Source organism: Pseudoalteromonas sp. CF6-2 (assembly GCF_021729425.1).
Classification (GTDB): domain Bacteria; phylum Pseudomonadota; class Gammaproteobacteria; order Enterobacterales; family Alteromonadaceae; genus Pseudoalteromonas; species Pseudoalteromonas arabiensis.
In genome coordinates, this window is record NZ_CP091442.1 from 2,770,954 (window position 1) to 2,789,931 (window position 18,978).

Genomic DNA, 18,978 nt, shown 5'->3' on the forward strand with positions numbered 1-18,978 from the left:
ACAGTTTAATGACGCATTATTCACCGATAATTCAGCTTCAACTGCTTAGTATTTGTCGTATAAATGGCAAATTCGACATTAAGGGGGGTATCATGCAGTCTGGATTACAACGCGAGGAAATAGAGTTTATTATGGGACTGTATAACTGTAATGATACAGCTGACAAACCAGTCAAACCTAAAAAGCCTGTAAAAAAAGCGGCCAATAAAAAAATTGATGCAGCGCAATATAAGTCACCAAGTTATTTGACCTAATCAATCTTAGCTCATTACAATAGCGCACCTTTGCAATGTGACGCTTTGTTATGAAAAAACACTCTCCAAAAAAAGAACTGATCTTACTGCCTGTTTTATTCGTCGCTATTCTGCTTTGTGTCGTAGGACACTTCTTACTTCAGCCAAATTATCAAGACAATCATACAGTGGAGTATTTACTAGCTGCATTGCCTTTTGCTTTATTTGGCCTAGTGATTATCGCCTTTAAAATTGCTAGTAAAAGCGATAATCAGGATTAGTTTATAAAACGTGATAACCAAACCAATCCGGTTTCATTGCTTGTGATTGCCCGCTTGGAGTTAACTTGATTGATAAGTGACTATCGAGCAAGTCAATCGCAAAACAATCATCGACATCGTGTAAATCATCCTTATGGAGATGGCTTAGCCCTGCAAGTAAAGACTCTTTCGCACGTTGTTTAGCTTCTTCACTGCTGCGAGCAACATAGAGTGCAAAATCATGCTGCTCTGCCAACCTATCAGCACGATAGGCACCTAGATTCACAAAATATAGTTTTTCAGGTTGTCCGTGCGCTTCTTCAACAACCTCTACCTTGTATCCATCAATGTGCTGAATTTGCATGTAACTATCCATGTGCACATTGTTTTTATCACCGACCCACTGTGCTTTTAATTTTGAGTATGTTTGTTCAATTGTACTTCCCACCACAAATCGCACATCATGCGTTTCTATGTGGCAACCTTGAATACGTCCACCAAGGTAGACTAAAAAAAGTGACATGAATTTTCCTTATGCTAGCTCTACATTAAGTTTTCTACATTAATGTTGTGTTTTTTTATTAGCTTATAAAAATCTGAACGGTTCCGTTTTGCAAGCTTAGCGGCCTCTGCGACATTGCCGGCTGCCATCTTTAAGGTATTGATTAGATAGTCGCGCTCAAACTCTTTTTTCGCATCATTCAGCGAAAGTGGTTCCGCAATACTTACATTACTATTGAGTGCAGATTCCACCAGTTGAGCAGAGATGACTCCGCCTGGCGTCAAGGCAACAACTTGTTCAATTACGTTTTGTAGTTGGCGAATATTGCCCGGCCAATCATACCTCACTAGCGCATGCATCGCATCGCTTGCAAAACGTTTTTCGTCTTGATTCATGCGCTTTGCTATCTGCCCTGCAAAATGCTGTGCCAGTAAGCTTATATCTTCACGGCGTTCACAAAGAGGTGGTAGCTTTAAATTAACAACGTTCAATCGATAATAAAGATCTTCTCTAAACTGTTGGTTATTTATCGCTTCAGGAAGGTTTTTATGAGTGGCAGATACAACTCTGACATCAATTGGAATTTCTTCTTGGAAACCAACAGGGCGAATCGTTTTCTCTTGTAATACGCGTAGTAACTTCACTTGTAAGTTCAGTGGCATATCACCAATTTCATCTAAAAACAGTGTGCCGCCTTGTGCTTGCTGAAATAAACCTTGATGATCTTTCACAGCCCCTGTAAAGGCACCTTTTTTATGCCCGAATAATTCCGACTCTAATAGCTCACCGGGTACTGCACCGCAGTTAATCGCTACGAATGGACCGTCACTAACGTGGCTATGCTGATGGATTGCTTGTGCAAGTAGTTCTTTACCTGTGCCGCTGGCACCAGATATGAGTACGTTAACCTGTGTCGGCCCCAGTAACTTAACCTGTTCAAGTAAATGCAGCATCGCGCCGCTTCGCGTCACGATATTGGTTTGAGTGGGCGCTTCCTCTCCGTGCACGCCATGGATCTCTATTGCTTTTGCTAAGCTGTCAAATAACTCATCTTTATCAACAGGCTTTGTAATAAATGCAAAAATCCCCTGCTTTGTCGCCTCGACTGCATCAGGAATCGAACCATGCGCTGTCATCATAATGACAGGCATAGATGGGTAGCGGCTTTGCAACTGACGATGCAGCGCCATCCCGTCCATTTCGTCCATTCTTAAATCGGTAATTACCGCGTCGTAGGTTTTATTTTTAAGTTCTTGAAGAGCCACAATGCCACTTTCAGCAGTACTCACTTGATAACCTTTAGACTCGATTCTTATTGCTAACAGCTTTAATAAACTCGCGTCATCATCCACTAGTAACACGCGAGGTTTACTTACTTCATTCATACTTACTGCTCCTTAGTCTCTTCGCGAAGAAGAAGTTGCTGCTCAATCGTAGCCAGTGACGACAGTGTTTTTTCCATTTTTTCGGTTAATGCTTGCTTTGCTTGTTTCGCTTTTAAATGCTGCTTAACACTTTGCTTTTGAAGCCAAAGGTACTGCTTTATATCATCTGGCCAATAGTAAGCTTGATCTGTTTTGTCTAGTAACTCCAAGGTTTTTTCTGGATTTGCTTCGCTCTCTAGACACAGTGATTTAAACAACGCTTTGATTTCTTTTTCACCGACATAACTTACTTTTTTATGTGTGTTTTTATAGCCTCCGCATTGCTGGGCATGCCAAGCAATAACAATATTTGCAGGCGGATACATTGGCTCACTTTTCGGACGCGGCTTGGGATTTGGCTCTCCCTCTTCGGGTGTTACATGTTTTTTATTAACTACTTGCTGCGTTTGCTCTGTTACAGGCTTAGGTTCTAGCAACGAACAGCCCGAGAGCATTAGTGCAGCAATCATCATAAAATTGGCTTTATTAGCTAAGCCCATATCAGTTAACTCCCTGGGTTAATTGAATTGGTAATATTACGGTAAAACAGCAGCCATGTGGGTCGTTGTCTTCAAGCTTTAGTTCACCGTTTAATTGTTCAACTGTTTCTTTCACAATAGTAAGTCCTAAGCCACTGCCCATCTCAGCTTGGTTTTTGGCATTCTTACCTTGATAAAATGCACCAAAAATAGACATTTTTTCGGATTCATCGACACCAATGCCAAGATCGCTCACCGACACCATAAGCTTACTGTGTTTAAATGTCACCTTAATGGTAACTGCTTCTTTTTCTGGTGAAAATTTTAATGCGTTGGAAATAAGCTGCACTAAAATCATTTCTAATAATTCCGTTGAAATATAAAGAGAGCGGCTAGGTAACTCATTTAACCAAAGCAACGATTGGTCTCGCGCTATTAGGCGATGTTCAAAATGTCGCTCTATTTTGCTCATCATCACCGAAAAGTCTAATTCGGTGATGCTCTCCTTACTGGTGCGAATTGCATTATAATTTAAAAGGCTTTCAATCATAATGCGTAACCGCGCCATACTTTGCGTAATAAGCTCTAATACTGCTTGCTGCTCTGCATTAATAGGTCCAACTATTTCATCAACAAGTAGATCTGTTCCTTCAACCATAGAAGCCAATGGGGTTTTTAATTCATGTGTAACATGACGTAAGAATGTATCTTTTTGCTGTTCAAGCATATGTAGTTGCGCTTGTACCCACTGTAACTTGTTGCCCAACTCAATCAACTCAGCAGAACCTTTAACAGAAATATTTTGTTGCCAATGTCCTTGTCCCAGTTTATCGATAACAGATGTCAATTCGCGTAAACGCCCACTGATCCGCCATAAAAACCCGCCACTCACCAGCAAAGTAATAGGGATCAATGCCAATAGCCAATTTATAAATGACGCTTGTAAGGTTTTTAAGTGTTGTTGGTTTTTCGTGATGCGTAATTCATTCTGATCACGTAGCCACACCGTTTGCTCTGCAATTAGTTTACTGGCTGGTGCAAACAGCTCACCATCTTGCTTTTGTTCATCTACTAAGTGTTGCTGAGCAAAGCTCAACACATCAGCCAGCTGCTGCCATTGGTTAACGTAATCTGGTGAGGGACTCAAAAAAATTAGCTCATCAATGCTTTGCAAAGATGACTGCCATTTATTTGCAATTAAGGTATCAAGTGATTCACTTTTCAACACCCAGTTTTGCCTCGTTGCTCGCTCAAGGCTATTTAGGTCTTGCTTAAGACTATTAAATGTTTTGGTTACTAAGTAGTTATCGCTCACTATTTTTTGAGTGACAGCAAGCTGCTTGTTGAGCGCATTTAAAAATAGGATCACCACCAAAGATAAAGGCAATAACGATAAAAGAGTACTAAATACAAACTGCCCGATTAAGTTGGGACGCCAATCGAGTAGGTGTTTGAACTTGCTGCTAGCTTGCCTTTGCATAGGTTTCCTTCAAGGTGTGACAGGTATAAATTATCTATGAGCTAAGTTATACACTGGCTGAATTTTATCTGAAATTCAGCACTATTTTCACTAAAAAATCAATATCGTTGCAATTTGGAGACAAACTAAACAACTGATTTTAAAAGGTTAAATTTAAAAGTTTATTTTCCCGTTGCAAAAAAGACACAAAACCATGTAAGAATTTCTACCGACACACGCTCAAAAACACATAACAGTATGATAATTAAGAAATTTTAACTTTGGCATTGTTTTTGTATTAGAGTAAATAATTAATTTTCTTAGGAATTAAAATGAAGAAATTAGCCCTTGCTGTGCTGACGGCTGTGTGTTGTATCTCAACAGCGACTTATGCCCTTAATTTAAATGATTCTTTTAAAGAACTGGACAAAGACAGTAACGGCATTTTAAGTGAATCAGAGGCATCGGAAGACGCACTGTTACACGACAACTTTTCACAAATTGATACGAATCAAGATGGCCAAATTTCTTTTTCAGAATTTCAATTGTTTGTTCAATAGGAGATTGTAATGAAACAACTTATTGCCGCTTTCTCGCTGATGTTTTTAGTGATCAGCGCGACCGTTTTAGCATCACAAATGGATGTACGTTTCGCTAAATTTGATACGAATGCCGATGGTGAAATTTCGCTTACAGAAGCCACACAACATGAGGACTTACTGAAGCAGTTTGCTGATCTAGATAAAAATGACGATCAGGTTCTATCAGAGCAAGAGTTTGAGAAATTCAAACTTTAACGACTTAAAGTGTTTGCCATAATCCCTGAGGGAGTGTGTAAACGGATTTAATTTTGGGAATTAAATTATGGCAAGCACTTTCACTAACAAGGAGCGCAGTATGAAAATAGTCTCAGTTATTTCACTAATCCTTATTACGTTTAGCTTTAATAGCTTTGCATTAGATGTAAAACAACGTTTTAATCATCTCGATAAGGATAAAGATGGCTATTTAAGCCCTGACGAACTTACGCCTCAGCCTCATCTTAAAAAGCGTATAAGTCAGTGGGATCAAGATAATGACAAGCGCATATCACTCCTTGAGTTTAAAAATTATTTAACAAGTAAGAGCTAACAAACAATGACAAGATTAACCATCACCAGCTTAGTTTCATGTTTTCTTTTTAGTACTATGAGCTTAGCCTCTGGCAGTATTGGTGAGAAGTTTAAACAACTTGATCGCAATGATGACGGCTATTTGAGTCGCTCTGAATCAGCACGAGACCCAGCACTTTGGTCTCGTTTTCAAAGTTACGATAAAGACAAAGATAACAAGTTATCGCTCGCAGAGTTTGAAGTTTACGCTAGCAAATAAATTGAGGGTGTGCCAAGCACCCTTCCCCTGCCATTTTTGTTCAAGTAGTTGCAGTTTATTACAACTCTGATACTGTTTTTATAAATCAATAAAAACAAGACAATTATGAAATTCATCATCGGCTTACTCGCATCAGCATCACTATCCTGTTTTGCAAACACAACGGTCATCTATAACGTCAATGGCTACACACCGACCTATAAAGGGGATACTAAGCAGTTTTCAACACTGGTTATTAAAGACGGCAAGGTGGTCAAAACAGGCAATGACTCCTTAAAAGCCAGTTATCCTGATGCAACGGCCCTAGATGGTGAACAGGCGACTTTACTACCTGGGCTTATTGACGCTCATGGCCATGTTATTGGCCTTGGTAATAACCTATCACAACTGGATGTTAGAAATACCCGCTCAGTTGATGAGGTAGGAAAAAAGCTCGCAGAATTTGCGAAAGATAAACAAGGCTGGATCATTGGTCGTGGCTGGAACCAAGAGCAATGGCCAGGCGCGCAATTTCCTACGGCAGCAGACTTAGACCGCTATGTAAAAGATAAGCCTGTGGTACTGTCTCGAGTTGATGGCCATGCGGTGTGGGTTAATTCGAAAGCCATGGCGCTTGCTGGTATCGAAAAAGACACTCGCTCTCCTGCTGGTGGTGAAATTTTAAAACTGGATTCAGGGCTAGCTTCAGGTGTCTTCATTGATAAAGCAGAAACACTAATAACCCAACATGTACCAAAAGCAAGCCACGCCAGCATTAATACTGCTTTAGATAATGCAGGTAAACATTTGCTCAGCTTAGGCATTACATCAACTCATGATGCGGGTATTGATTATGATACGTGGCAAGTTTACAAAGAACGTGCCGAGCAAGGCACTCTACCGCTGAGAATTGTTGCTATGTTAAGCGCAAGCGACCCAAAACTAGACACCATGTTAAAAGCGGGTCGCTATAAAGATATGCATGACTACATGTCAATCAGAAGCGTGAAAGTATACGCCGATGGTGCGCTGGGTAGCCGTGGTGCTGCGCTAATTGATGAGTATGCTGATCGAAAAAATTACCATGGCTTAATGCTTGAAACACAGCAAAAACTCGAACAACTTTTCACCTTAAGCTTTGAAAATGGTTTCAGTGCGAACACCCATGCTATTGGTGATAAAGCGAACCGTATCGTATTAGATGCCTATGAAAAAGTATTTAAAAAATCAGGGGGAATTTTGTTACGTAACCGTATTGAGCATGCGCAGATTGTTACGCCCGACGATATTCCTCGCTTCAAATCACTAAAAATTATTCCCTCAATGCAACCTGTGCATGCCACGTCTGACATGCATATGGCTGAACAACGCTTGACCGATAAACAACTTACCGGTGCATATGCTTGGAAAACATTTTTAGAGCAAGGTTCAATTGTGGCTGCGGGCTCTGACTTCCCAGTGGAACTAGCTGACCCATTCGATGGTTTATATTCAGCCATTACTCGCATGGATCACAACCAGTTACCAAAAGGTGGTTGGCGGCCAAAAGAGCTATTATCGAGAGATGAAGCTTTGCGAGCGTTCACTTTAGGCGGCGCTTATGCTGCTCACCAAGAGTTTAAATTAGGCAGTTTAGAGCAAGGTAAATGGGCTGACTTTATTTTAATAAACAAAGACTACTTTACAGTTCCAGTTTCACAAATTCATGATATCAAGGTAAAGCAAACATGGATTGGTGGCGAACTAAAATATCAACGAGACCGCTAAACGGTCACTATTTAGCGTCAGTGGATGACTGACGCTTTAATTTAATAATATGGTAAATATTCACAAACGTCAGGAGTCCATTTGTGAATGCAACAGGAATGGCGTCAATTGCTATACCGTAACAAGTAAAAGCAATACATCCGGCCAAATTAAACCAACGCAGCTTAACCACATCACTCATTGTTAAAGAAGCGACCAACAAAGCAGACGCTAAATAGCCTAAATATTCCCAACTCAATTGTTCTCTCCTAGGCTTTAGGTTAGCATTAGAGCTTGTCATTTTTTTTGACTTACTCATTGCTACTTTAACAATGAAAATAAAAAAGCTAACTTACTGAAAACCTTATAAAGCACAGTGAATACTTTGCTTAAAATCATTAACACGGGAAATGAAGGTAAAAGCAAGGCATAGCCTAGCTAGCAAGTTAGCGTGAATTCTTAGAATCTTAATGCTAACGTCATTAAGGTGTAATAAATAGGACAATTGTCCGAAGAGCGGCGTTAATGTTTCAATATCATTTTTCAAGTTATCTCGTTGAGCAATTACTTACTTTTGCTGGAAGTCGTTACCAACAAGCAAAAAAAGAAGTGCTGATCCATCAAGATCAACCTCTGTCTAAACTTGTATTAGTTAGAAGCGGAACTGTGTCGCTTAGTTATGATGTGGGTAATGGCCGCAGACTCTTACTCGGCCAGCTTGATTGTAATAACACCTTGATTGGCGAGATTGAAGCGCTAAACAACTTACCCTGCATTTACACAGTGACCTGTTTTAGTGATGTGAGTTATAACTTAATTGAGCTAAAACATTGGCGCTCACTGTTGCTAGAAAAGCCAGAACTCAGCTTGTACACAGCACAAACTATTGCTGCTAAGTTTCAAGAGAATCAGAAAATAAATCTCGATAAACTCCTATTGCCACTGAGTTATAACATCGCAAAAGACTGTTTATTAAGGGCTGAGAATAATAACCCAACACTGCTACGCGCCTACCCTACGGTTAATGCAGAGGCTGAACGTTTCGCAACCACTGAACGCGCTTATCGCCGCGTAGTGACAGAGCTGGTAGAAAAAGGATTGATAGTAAGAAGCAACCAAGGACTTAAGGTTGTTGATATAGAAAAGCTAAGCAACTATGTTGATAGCTTTTCACAATTGTGAGTATGTGCCTACATACTCACTTTATTTAAGTAGCAATTTACTTATTTAATAATAAGTCTTGGATATTTGCTAAGTCTGACTTGCCTTCAATAATTTCATCTGGCGTTAAACCTGACAGCTCATGAGGGAAAACTAACCACTCATCAGACTCATGAATATAATACTCAGGCACCATGTCTACTTTTGAGTTTTTAGGCTTGTAATATGGGCAAGCAACACGAATATCGCGTGGCAGATTCAAGCGCATTAATTCAGAAAGTTTTTCTTTTAAAGCGAAAATACTACGTCCAGAGTCAAATACATCATCAACAATCAACAACGAATCATCTGCGTTGGCATTTTCGATAATATAATGCAAACCATGTACTTTAATTTCTTTTGATTGCTGGTTAATACCGTAATAAGACGATGTACGAACAGCAATATGGTCTGTCTCTATACCTTTGTAATCGTAGTACTCTTGTACTGCGATACCGATAGGAGCACCACCACGCCAAATACCAATGATGAAATCTGGACGAAAACCATCTTCATAAACTTTAGCAGCAACGCGAAACGAATCTTCAAGTAACTGCTGCGCAGTGATATAGCACTTATCTGACATAAATAGAGACCCCAGTGTGAATTGATCATTCAAGTGTAGTTAATGAAATTTAAACTAACCACCTGATGAGAAAATGTGGGGCGAGATTTTATACTAAATGATGAAAAAAATCTTGTATCAGTTTGTAAATCACATTAAAAAACAAAAAAGCGCCTAATAAAGGCGCTTTTGGTAATATACTTCGTGTAGTACTCAATTAAGCTTTTTCAAGCAACGTTCTAGCAACCGTGCGCATACCTTGTGTTGTAGCACCCGCGGCCCACTCACTCGTACTACCCATATTGAATGCTGCAGCAAGGTCAATGTGCACCCAACCTTTACCATCGTTAGGAACAAAGCGCGATAAGAAGCCAGCAGCATTTGACGCACCGCCGTAACCGCCGCCTTTTTGTGGGCGACTATTTGCTGTATCAGCATAAGGTGATGGGCAGTTTTGTTGGTGCCACTTTTCAAGAGGGAGTGGCCATGCTGCCTCCATTTCTTGCTCTGCAAAATCTTGTACTTCACGCACAAAGTCTTTATCAAGGCCAAATAATGCATTGTACTCTTGACCTACAGCCACAAGTGCAGCCCCAGTTAGCGTTGCCGCATCAATGATTAATGGTGCGCCAGTTTCACCCGCAGCCATTAAGCCATCAGCAAGTACTAAGCGGCCCTCAGCATCGGTATTAACAATTTCAACTGTTGTGCCATTTTTATAAGTAAGAATATCACCTAGTTTATAAGCATGACCTGAAATTAAATTTTCAGCACAACATAAAAACAGCTTAATGCGTTTATTCACGCCACGACTAATAGCAAGCGCTAAACCAGCAGTAACCGTTGCTGCACCGCCCATATCGCATTTCATACCAAGCATGCCTTCGCTTGCTTTAATTGAATAACCACCCGAATCGAATGTGATCCCTTTACCCACAAGAGCAGCATCAACAGGGGCATTGTCGTCACCGGTTGGGTTGTAATCTAGCTCTAATAATACAGGTGGACGCTCACTACCACGGCCTACAGCGTGAATACCTATCCATTGATGTTCTAAAAGTGCATCACCTTTAATGATTTGGTAACTAACGTGCTCAGGCGCTAATGACTGAATAAATTCAGCCGCTTTGCCTGCTAAGCTTTCAGGAAAAATATCATCGGCAGTGCCGTTGATCATTTGGCGAGCCCATGTCGCTGATTTTGTTAATGCAGCCAGTTCATTGCTATCTGTTTTTGCGTTTTCGGCAAACTCAACTGCATCTAAATTTTTTGGCGATACAAAGCCTTGATAAAAAGCCCATTGTGTTTCAGTGCACCAAACATCACCCGTTAGAGCAACATTCTTTAAGCCTTGATTCGCTAACGTACGCGCTGCTTTTTGTACGCTTTTAAGTGTATCTTGCTCCGTTAAATGAACGGTTGCGCCTTGTTCAGTAAAAGAAAGAGAGGCTTTTTCGCCCCAATGCGCGGCAGCACCCTGCTCGCTAAGTTGAACTAAAAATTTTTCCGACATGTTAGAATACTCTTTGCGCTGAAAATTGTTTATCGAGTTTACTACAGCGAACGCGACATCCCAACCGCTTGCGATAAATAACCTTTACTTAACAGACTAAGGGTGCATTCTATGTCGCTATTCATTTACAATGAGCGAACGCGTCTAATAAAAACAAAGTTATGCATTTTTTACCTCCTTTACAACCTGCTAAATTACTCAAACGCTATAAGCGTTTTTTAGCGGATCTTGAACTAGAAACTGGCGAGCAATTTACCGCCCACTGTGCCAATACAGGAAAGATGACTGGTTGCGCTGAACCTGGATTTAGCGCTTATTACTCAACCAGTGATAACAAAAAACGAAAATACCCACATTCTTTACAGCTTACTAAAAATCATTTTGGGCAGTTAATTTGTGTTAACACCGCGATAGCCAACCAAGTGGTACACGAAGCATTAGCACATAATGTAATAAAAGAGCTTTGCGACTACAGCACAATTCAAGCTGAAGTAAAATATGGTCAAGAGAACAGTCGTATCGATTTTTTACTCACCGCTAATGACAAAGAAAATTGCTACGTTGAAGTAAAATCGGTGACATTACTAAGTGAAGATAACCCCCAATCAGGACAAGGCTATTTTCCCGATGCGCAAACAGTTCGTGGCCAAAAACATATCAGAGAGCTTATCGAAATGGTGCAACAAGGGCATCGCGCCGTATTACTTTTTGCTGTGCTACACGAAGGAATTAGCCAAGTCAGTGGTGCCAAGCATATTGATGAAACGTATTGTTCGTTATTAACACAAGCCATTGATTGCGGTGTTGAGGTGTATGCTTATAAAGCTGACATCTCGGCCAGTGCTATTACACTGGCCAAGCAAGTTCCATTTATTGTTTAGTCATTGAAATATCTATTTCATCAATTAAGTTAAGTGCAATATCAGCCTCTTTGTAAAATAGAGGCCTCAACTTAGCCGTTTGCGAATAATAACGACTTTGATCATCAAAGTGCTCTGAACGTGAATCTGAACTTTGCGACATAGTCAGTAACCCTTTTGCAACCGGCCCATCTTCAGTAAAGTTCATCACAAACATCCAACTTGACCCATAGTTCACTGGGTAACCTTGTGATGATAAGTTAGAAGCCAAAGGCTTACCTGTTATTGCATCAGGTAATGTTTGATAATCTGCATAAGGAATTAATGTAGAACGCGTTAGGTTACTTCTATCAAACCGAAAGACATTGAACCCTCCTTCAACATGCATCGGCCCCGCCCATGGTAATTGTTCGCCGGAAGCATGACCACCAGCCAATGATTTTTCAACAAACTGCACATCCGCTAAACTACTCGTCAGCGATACACCATTTGACTGTAAATTAAGCATCGCATGCGCCAACGCTTTTAATGCAACATTGTCTTGGCGCAAAGTATGAGGAGTATTTGCAGGGTCTGTAACATCAAAATTAGTGTATAAATGAGTAGATGGATTAAACAAGTGAGCAAATTCACGAATTAATGCCGCCCCCTGAGTCTCTAAATTCATAGCCCCATTCCAGTTCGAAAAAATACCGCAAGCAGGGCTTACATCAACCGCAATATCGCTCGTCACCTGTACAGGTACATCACCTTGTGCCTGACACTGCATAGCAAGATCTGCAAATACAAGTTCGCCTAAATAAATACGGTTGCCTACCAGTGCTTGCTCTAATTCATCAAGAGTAAACTTAGCATCTTCGCCACCGCCATCTTGCAATAATTTTAGACCCATCCGCGTACGTAATGAGAGTGGTGTATGAACGTCACCATACTGAGCTGCAAAGCCAACAAGTGGCTCGTTTAGGTTTGTAACCCAATAACTATCATTTGAATTTTGTACATAGTCGGTGCGGGTGAGCTGAGGAGCTTCGGTAAATGGCACCTTACCCTGACTTTCAAATAGCTTCATATTTCCTGGCACTAAATCAAATCCAGTTGATTCTCTTAAGGCCACAAGTTCAGGTTGTAGACGGATGGCTAAATTGGCTGTGTCCTTTAATTTGAGAACGGTACTATCATCCACATAAAATACATTCCCAGCTTTATCTGCCGCCATGGTGTTGTTGAATGACACCCCATCAAACTTAGCGAACGACTCTTTCATATCATCAAGACTCACCGCCTGATTAAGCGCAGACCACTGGGCAACCACATCCATGTTAAATTCATTCGCATCTTTAATCGTAAATGCTTGGCTATCATTCCAGCCTAAACCATTAGCGGCGGGTGTCTCTAACATCAAACCATGATGGCTGTAATAAAATGGTTTTTGAAGCTCAATGGTCGTATTGGGGCCAATGGCAACCTCAACTGAAATTGTTTTACTGGTTATCGTATGCAGCTCATCTTCAACACGATAACTCATACGATCATCTTCATTTAATGCAAGTTGATAAATTAAAAAGTGACGTGCTGTTGAGAAGGTATGTGTCCATGCAACATGTTCATTAAAACCGATATTAATCACCCCTGGCATACCTTGCAAACTCCCTCCCATCACATTCATTGCACCGGGTACGGTTAAATGTGACTGCCAAAAACGTAGGTTTCCTTCATGGGGAAAGTGAGGGTTTGCTAATAATCCACCTTTGCCATTGGCCATCATCTCTTTACCCAAACCCCAACCATTAGAACCTAAATGCTTAAATTTCTTTTCTAATTTAAATTGCTTTGCTTGTTGATTGACATTTTTAACTAAACTGGAAACAGCGCTTGGCGCATTGCTACTTGGCGTAGGCAAATACTCATCACCGTCACCAGGGTTTGCAAAAAATGCGAGCTCTAAAAAGTTTGCTGAACTTGCCAACTGCACAGTTGCCATTGAATATGCCAGCATATCTTGTGCGGTTAAGCTTATCACCCAAGGTGCTGACGCACATTCAGGCGCTAGATTCGCAGCCCCCGTGTCATTGACATATTTATTAAAGCCTTGCACAAATCCCTCAAAGTGAGCACGGCTGGTTTCATCCAGTTCATCATAATGCTGTAATGCATATTCATTAACCCCTAATGCTTTGTAACCAAAATCAGAAATTAAGTGTTTAGAGTCACCACTACCAGCGACTTGGTCAGGGCCATAATATTTAGCACGTTCGCCGCGAGTTTTAATAATTTGATCCATCAACAAACAAGCATGATCTTTGGCATATGCATAACCACTACCAAATGCCAAGCTCTCAAGGTTTGTTGCCGTAATATGCGGCACACCGTAACTTGTCCAACGGATATTGGCCTCAAGTACACTATTTTCGGCAAAGTTCGGAATAGCCACCTTTACAACCTCTTCAGGTTCTGGGGTTGTCGTGACAGGTGGTTCTGTAACATCATTATTGCTATCAGAATTGCAGCCTACAGTGAGTAATGCTGCGGCAATACTGAATACTAAAGGGTGGAGTTTCATTGTGCATCCTTATTATGGTTATTGTATCCATTGACCAGCTTGCCTTAATTAATTCACTAAATCTTGACTCTCTACGCAATATATTGACTTTGCGCGCCAACTCATGCAGCTTAATATTTCTAATAATAAAAAATGAAATCCTATGTCTTATGTCAGTAGTCAAATAATTCGTTCGTTATTCTATTTTCTTCAACGTCAAGGACTTGAATCAGAAAAGCTAAACTCATTACTGGCAGAGCGTGCTCATTATTTAGATGACACTTGCTATCGGTTTCCTGTTTCTGACTATGAATCGTTAATGTGCTTTGCAGATACTCAGCTTAATAAAGAGCATATTGGTCTGTTATTCGGCCAATCTCTGAAGGCACAAAATTGGGGATTACTTGGTCATGTTGCACTTGTTAGTCAAAACCTTGAAAAAGCACTACAGCACGCGCAAAAGCTAAATTCTTTAGTGAGAAATATAGGCCATATTGAATTAGTACATGAAAACCAACAATGCCGACTTAGCTGGCATGCAAAAGAGACAATAAATCACTACATGGTTGATGAATTATTCAGTAGCTGGTTATCCTTTGCTAAGCATTGCTGCCAGCAAAACGCAGAGCTTGCACTCGAGAAGGTACAGCTTACAAGAAAGCCTCCTTCGCCTTTGTGCATGCTAGCTTATCAAGATACTTTTAATTGCCCTATCGAGTTTAATACTGCCATAAACTGCCTGATTTTTGATGAGAAACTTCTTAGCAGTCCTTTACTGTCTCCTAATCCAGAACTTGAGCAAATCTTACTCTCTCAAGCAGGCGACGTTAGCCCGCATACTGATCACATTAACGAATTAAATGCATTTATCGCCAGCCAATTGCCCTATATCCCAACAGTCGAACAAGCAGCACAGCTACTTGGCTTTAAAAAGCGCACCTTACAACGTTACTTAACTGACCAACAATTAAGCTTTTCAAAAATAATCGATATACAAAGGAAGCAGCACGCAAAACAAATGCTATTACAAGGTTTTTCTGTGCTTGAAGTCAGCAATAAGTTAGGGTTTTCAGAACAAAGCGCACTACAAAGAGCCTTTAAGCGCTGGTATCAAACAACACCGAAGAAGTTTTTAAACGAACATAATTTTTAAGTTGTATTATTTTTTTTTGCCCATATTACTAGGCAAGTTTATAAAAAATTGACTAACAGCAAGCGTTAATCAAACCAAGTAATTACTTTTTGCTCACTTCTTGGTTTAGGCACACAAGATTAATTAAAAATAAATTTGCCTCAACCTGTCGTTTCTGCTATTTATAGCCGCCGGCTAATGCTGGGCAATATATTAAGGATTTAGGAGAAAGTTATGCCAGACCAAAAAAGACTAGGGTTATTGGCTCAGGCCGGGTTAGAGCCGTATCAGGAACAGCCAGGTGAAGAGTATATGAATGATGCACAACGTGCTCATTTCAAAAAAATTTTAGAAGCTTGGCGTAACGATTTACGTAACGAAGTAGACCGTACTAAATCGCACATGCAAGATGAAGCTGCTAACTTTCCAGATCCAGTTGATCGCGCTGCACAAGAAGAAGAATTTTCATTAGAGCTTCGTACTCGTGACCGTGAGCGTAAACTGATCAAGAAAATTGAAAAAACAATTCAATTAATCAAAGAAGATGACTTTGGTTTCTGTGAATCATGCGGTATCGAGATTGGCATTCGTCGTTTAGAAGCACGTCCAACTGCCGATCTATGTGTTGACTGTAAAACACTTGCAGAAATAAAAGAAAAACAATCAGGCCGCGGTTAATTACTTTTTAAATTAACCCATGTCTACCACAGCCGTTAATACGCAAGCGCGTATATATCGTGGCCGTTTTGCGCCATCCCCGTCTGGGCCATTACACTTTGGCTCATTAATAGCGGCTGTGGGAAGTTTTCTTGATGCGAAAGTTAATCAAGGTAAATGGTTAGTTCGCATTGAAGATATTGACACAACACGTGTTGTCCCTGGTGCTAGTGATGATATTTTACGCACATTAGAAGCTTATGGCCTGCATTGGGATGAACGTGTCACCTACCAAACAAAGCGCCTACAAGAATATCAATCCGTCTTGGATCAACTTATTGATCAAGGTTTAGTTTATGCTTGCCATTGTACTCGTAAACAAGTTAAAGCAATGGGGGGGATATACCAAGGCCAGTGTCAGTTAAAAGGTCATTCCTTCGTAAATTCGGCACTGCGATTATCCCAACAATTTGCCACTAGCCACTACAGCGATCTCATTCAGGGAAAGGTAAAAGTCGACCAAGCTTTAGCCAAAGAAGATTACCTTATCAAGCGTAGTGACGGTTTATTTGCTTATCAGCTAGTTGTTGTGGTCGATGATATTGCTCAAAAAATTAGTCATGTTGTGCGTGGTGCTGACTTATTAGAACCCACAGCACGACAACTCAGTTTATTTAAACAACTTAACCAAACAGCCCCACAATACGCTCACCTACCTTTGGCAGTTGCAAAGCCGGGCTTTAAATTATCAAAACAAAATTATGCCCCTGCGATTTCAAAAACAGCACCTAAGCCTGCGCTTTTTGATGCCTTTCGCTTTTTAGGCTTAAATCCCGAACCAGCTCTTTTGTCTGCAACGGTCGAAGAAATGCTAAAATGGGCTATTGCGGCCTACCATCTTGAATGTATTCCCAAAGTAAAAGAGATTCAAGTAAGTGAGGATCCACATTCATCTTTTAGTAAATTTCAATCCATCCCAAAATAAATTGCCAATTTTAAAGGTCGAGTAACTTAATTTTTATGCCACGCTGGTATATGATAGCGACCCAAAGTGTGCGATTCATCAGCACCTAATTATAGCGCCACATTTTATGGACATTTACTGACTCAATCTCACACCGACGAAGTGAAAAAACAAACGCTATACTTGATGAGTTGCAAAGACCATGTCGTAGGAGACAGATTATTATTTCCAAGCTTTTTCAATTTTGTCGGCAAATTATTGGCCCAAATGCCACTGACACAAACAATGCCGTGCAAGCCAGCGAATTGCCTTTGGTGATCGAACGTAGTGAACATGGGATTTCACGTAAACAATTTAGCCCAAATGCAATCAAAGTATTGTACCGCTTAAAAGAAGGTGGCTTTGATGCTTACCTTGTAGGTGGTTGTATTCGAGATATATTGTTAGGTCAACAACCAAAAGACTTTGACGTAGTAACTAACGCAACACCTGAACAGATCAAAAGACTGTTTCGAAATTGCAGACTGATAGGTCGACGCTTTCGTTTGGCGCATATTGTATTTGGTCGTGAGATTATCGAAGTAGCGACCATGCGTGGACACCACGAAGCCGACGAAGCTAAAAATCAAATTAGTCAATCAAGCGAACATGGCCAATTGCTACGTGATAATGTGTACGGGAGTATTGAAGAAGACGCCGAGCGCCGCGACTTCTCTATCAATGCCCTTTACTACTCAATTAATGATTTTTGTATTTATGATTACGCTAATGGCATTAGCGCAATTAAAGCGAAGCAAATTGAGTTAATTGGCGATCCAGAAACGCGCTACAGAGAAGATCCTGTGCGTATGCTGCGCGCTGTTCGCTTTGCCACTAAATTAGGTATGAGTATTGCGCCTGCAACCGAAAAACCTATTGCAGGCCTGGCAAATTTATTAGACCACATTCCAGCAGCGCGTTTATTTGAAGAATCACTCAAGCTATTTTTAAATGGAAAAGCTGAAGAAAACTTCATTATGCTACGCCAATATGGTTTATTTAGAGCACTATTTCCAGCACTTGATAAAATCTTAGATGCCAATCCTGATGGCCTTGAACATGCGTTTATCCTGCAAATGTTTAAAAACACCGATAAGCGTATTAATGCAGATAAAAAAGTCACGCCAGCTTTCATTTTTGCAGCCTTGTTGTGGTTTCCATTACAGAGCATTGCTAAAAAGTTACAACAACGCGATCAACTGTCAGAGTACGATGCATTTGCACAAGCGATGAACAAAGTACTGAGTGAAAACGCGCAACATGTAGCTGTACCAAAACGCTTCACGCTAGGCGCTCGCGATATTTGGCATATTCAACAACGCCTTGATAAACGTGGTGGACAACGCGCTTATCGACTGACTCAGCAACCACGTTTTAAAGCCGCATATGACTTCTTACTGTTACGTGTTCAAGCAGGTGAAACTGAACTTCAAGAGCTTGCTAACTGGTGGACAAACTATTTAGGGCAGGACATAAATGGCCAAAAAGAAATGGTCAAAGCACTTGGTCATCAAGGTGGTCCAAAACGTCGCCGCCGTCCACGTAAGAAAAAAACAGAGCAATGATGAATCAAGTTTACTTAGGTTTGGGTGCTAACTTAAACGCACCTCAAGAACAAATACACCGCGCCATTACTGAGTTAAAAGCACACTCAGATATCGAGTTTATAAGTGCCTCTCATGAATACGCGAGTAAACCTATGGGTCCACAAGACCAGCCTGATTATGTTAATGCTGTAGTATGCATAAAAACAGAGTTAGCCCCAGAGCAATTACTCGATTTAACACAAAGCATAGAACTTAAGCATGGTCGTGTACGAAAAGAGCAGCGTTGGGGTCCGCGAACTCTTGATATTGATATTCTTTTATTTGGCGACCAAATAATTGATACACCTCGTTTGACGGTGCCACATTATGGCTTAACTGAGCGAGAATTTGTTGTGTATCCATTATTCGAAATAGCACCAACATTGGTACTACCAAATAGCCAAGCACTTGCTGATATAAAAAATACGTTGCCCTTAAACGATTTACAACAACTCCCTCAGCAGTAATTA

General features: G+C 40.6%; 22 protein-coding genes. 14 read left to right on the forward strand and 8 right to left on the reverse strand.

The features are described from left to right. Positions 1-92 precede the first annotated feature (92 nt). Together L3Q70_RS12830 and L3Q70_RS12835 are read left to right on the forward strand one after the other, a co-directional pair. Positions 93-254 (forward strand): hypothetical protein, encoded by a 162-nt coding sequence (locus L3Q70_RS12830; RefSeq protein ID WP_157066206.1) that lies wholly within the window; start codon positions 93-95, stop codon positions 252-254. Between the two features lie 50 nt (positions 255-304). Beyond that, complete coding sequence (locus L3Q70_RS12835; protein WP_062569538.1) at positions 305-514, forward strand: hypothetical protein; 210 nt, start codon at positions 305-307, stop codon at positions 512-514. Position 515: 1 nt separating this feature from the next. Here the strand turns inward: L3Q70_RS12835 and L3Q70_RS12840 are convergent, their stop codons facing one another. The 4 genes from L3Q70_RS12840 to L3Q70_RS12855 are packed head-to-tail and all read right to left on the reverse strand — an operon-like array spanning position 516 to position 4,378. After that, positions 516-1,016, reverse strand: coding sequence for a DUF1543 domain-containing protein (locus L3Q70_RS12840; RefSeq protein ID WP_237114384.1), 501 nt, complete (start codon positions 1,014-1,016; stop codon positions 516-518). A 20-nt stretch (positions 1,017-1,036) separates the two neighbouring features. Then, positions 1,037-2,380: a sigma 54-interacting transcriptional regulator gene (locus L3Q70_RS12845; protein WP_193987730.1), complete on the reverse strand. Its 1,344-nt coding sequence runs from the start codon at positions 2,378-2,380 to the stop codon at positions 1,037-1,039. A gap of 2 nt (positions 2,381-2,382) precedes the next feature. Further along, entirely contained in the window at positions 2,383-2,919 is a 537-nt protein-coding gene (locus tag L3Q70_RS12850; protein ID WP_193987731.1) for a hypothetical protein, read from the reverse strand. Position 2,920: 1 nt separating this feature from the next. Continuing rightward, positions 2,921-4,378: a HAMP domain-containing sensor histidine kinase gene (locus tag L3Q70_RS12855; protein WP_062569534.1), complete on the reverse strand. Its 1,458-nt coding sequence runs from the start codon at positions 4,376-4,378 to the stop codon at positions 2,921-2,923. Positions 4,379-4,689: 311 nt separating this feature from the next. On the opposite strand from L3Q70_RS12855, the gene L3Q70_RS12860 reads away from it, so the two are divergent. The 5 genes from L3Q70_RS12860 (at position 4,690) to L3Q70_RS12880 (ending at position 7,474) form a co-directional block, all read left to right on the forward strand. Continuing rightward, a complete protein-coding gene (locus L3Q70_RS12860) occupies positions 4,690-4,917 on the forward strand; it encodes an EF-hand domain-containing protein (protein WP_237114385.1) in 228 nt (75 codons plus the stop codon). Between the two features lie 9 nt (positions 4,918-4,926). After that, positions 4,927-5,154, forward strand: coding sequence for a hypothetical protein (locus L3Q70_RS12865; protein ID WP_062569532.1), 228 nt, complete (start codon positions 4,927-4,929; stop codon positions 5,152-5,154). Positions 5,155-5,254: 100 nt separating this feature from the next. Further along, the gene (locus L3Q70_RS12870) at positions 5,255-5,488 is read left to right on the forward strand and encodes an EF-hand domain-containing protein (protein WP_062569531.1); all 234 of its coding nucleotides are present in this window, start codon (positions 5,255-5,257) and stop codon (positions 5,486-5,488) included. A gap of 6 nt (positions 5,489-5,494) precedes the next feature. After that, positions 5,495-5,728 (forward strand): EF-hand domain-containing protein, encoded by a 234-nt coding sequence (locus tag L3Q70_RS12875; protein WP_062569530.1) that lies wholly within the window; start codon positions 5,495-5,497, stop codon positions 5,726-5,728. Positions 5,729-5,833: 105 nt separating this feature from the next. Beyond that, positions 5,834-7,474 carry an amidohydrolase gene (locus tag L3Q70_RS12880; RefSeq protein WP_237114386.1) on the forward strand — a complete coding sequence of 547 codons (1,641 nt, stop codon included), beginning with the start codon at positions 5,834-5,836 and terminating at the stop codon, positions 7,472-7,474. Positions 7,475-7,481: 7 nt separating this feature from the next. Here the strand turns inward: L3Q70_RS12880 and L3Q70_RS12885 are convergent, their stop codons facing one another. Beyond that, positions 7,482-7,712, reverse strand: a complete 231-nt coding sequence (locus L3Q70_RS12885) for a YgjV family protein (RefSeq protein ID WP_062570023.1) — start codon at positions 7,710-7,712, stop codon at positions 7,482-7,484. A 266-nt stretch (positions 7,713-7,978) separates the two neighbouring features. On the opposite strand from L3Q70_RS12885, the gene L3Q70_RS12890 reads away from it, so the two are divergent. Continuing rightward, positions 7,979-8,635, forward strand: a complete 657-nt coding sequence (locus L3Q70_RS12890) for a Crp/Fnr family transcriptional regulator (protein ID WP_062569528.1) — start codon at positions 7,979-7,981, stop codon at positions 8,633-8,635. Between the two features lie 37 nt (positions 8,636-8,672). Here the strand turns inward: L3Q70_RS12890 and L3Q70_RS12895 are convergent, their stop codons facing one another. Both L3Q70_RS12895 and pepB read right to left on the reverse strand, forming a co-directional pair. Then, positions 8,673-9,239: a phosphoribosyltransferase family protein gene (locus L3Q70_RS12895; protein ID WP_130149573.1), complete on the reverse strand. Its 567-nt coding sequence runs from the start codon at positions 9,237-9,239 to the stop codon at positions 8,673-8,675. A gap of 196 nt (positions 9,240-9,435) precedes the next feature. Further along, positions 9,436-10,731: an aminopeptidase PepB gene (gene pepB / locus L3Q70_RS12900; protein WP_237114387.1), complete on the reverse strand. Its 1,296-nt coding sequence runs from the start codon at positions 10,729-10,731 to the stop codon at positions 9,436-9,438. A 161-nt stretch (positions 10,732-10,892) separates the two neighbouring features. Between pepB and sfsA the strand changes: the two genes are divergently transcribed. Further along, positions 10,893-11,612 (forward strand): DNA/RNA nuclease SfsA, encoded by a 720-nt coding sequence (gene sfsA / locus L3Q70_RS12905; protein WP_237114388.1) that lies wholly within the window; start codon positions 10,893-10,895, stop codon positions 11,610-11,612. On the opposite strand, the gene L3Q70_RS12910 is transcribed toward sfsA, so the two are convergent. Continuing rightward, on the reverse strand, positions 11,602-14,151 hold the full coding sequence (locus L3Q70_RS12910) for a penicillin acylase family protein (protein WP_237114389.1): 2,550 nt from the start codon (positions 14,149-14,151) through the stop codon (positions 11,602-11,604). The two genes, sfsA and L3Q70_RS12910, sit on opposite strands and share 11 nt — an antisense overlap. A gap of 142 nt (positions 14,152-14,293) precedes the next feature. Between L3Q70_RS12910 and L3Q70_RS12915 the strand changes: the two genes are divergently transcribed. The 5 genes from L3Q70_RS12915 to folK all read left to right on the forward strand — a co-directional run bounded on the left by L3Q70_RS12915 (position 14,294) and on the right by folK (position 18,975). Further along, positions 14,294-15,283 (forward strand): AraC family transcriptional regulator, encoded by a 990-nt coding sequence (locus tag L3Q70_RS12915; protein ID WP_237114390.1) that lies wholly within the window; start codon positions 14,294-14,296, stop codon positions 15,281-15,283. 213 nt (positions 15,284-15,496) lie between these two features. After that, positions 15,497-15,940, forward strand: a complete 444-nt coding sequence (gene dksA / locus L3Q70_RS12920) for an RNA polymerase-binding protein DksA (RefSeq protein ID WP_062569522.1) — start codon at positions 15,497-15,499, stop codon at positions 15,938-15,940. 19 nt (positions 15,941-15,959) lie between these two features. Then, a complete protein-coding gene (gluQRS, locus tag L3Q70_RS12925; RefSeq protein WP_062569521.1) occupies positions 15,960-16,904 on the forward strand; it encodes a tRNA glutamyl-Q(34) synthetase GluQRS in 945 nt (314 codons plus the stop codon). 293 nt (positions 16,905-17,197) lie between these two features. Beyond that, the gene (gene pcnB, locus L3Q70_RS12930; protein ID WP_083515335.1) at positions 17,198-18,487 is read left to right on the forward strand and encodes a polynucleotide adenylyltransferase PcnB; all 1,290 of its coding nucleotides are present in this window, start codon (positions 17,198-17,200) and stop codon (positions 18,485-18,487) included. Continuing rightward, positions 18,487-18,975 (forward strand): 2-amino-4-hydroxy-6-hydroxymethyldihydropteridine diphosphokinase, encoded by a 489-nt coding sequence (gene folK / locus L3Q70_RS12935; RefSeq protein ID WP_237115272.1) that lies wholly within the window; start codon positions 18,487-18,489, stop codon positions 18,973-18,975. Before pcnB ends, folK begins: the two co-directional genes overlap by 1 nt. The last annotated feature ends 3 nt before the right edge of the window (positions 18,976-18,978 follow it).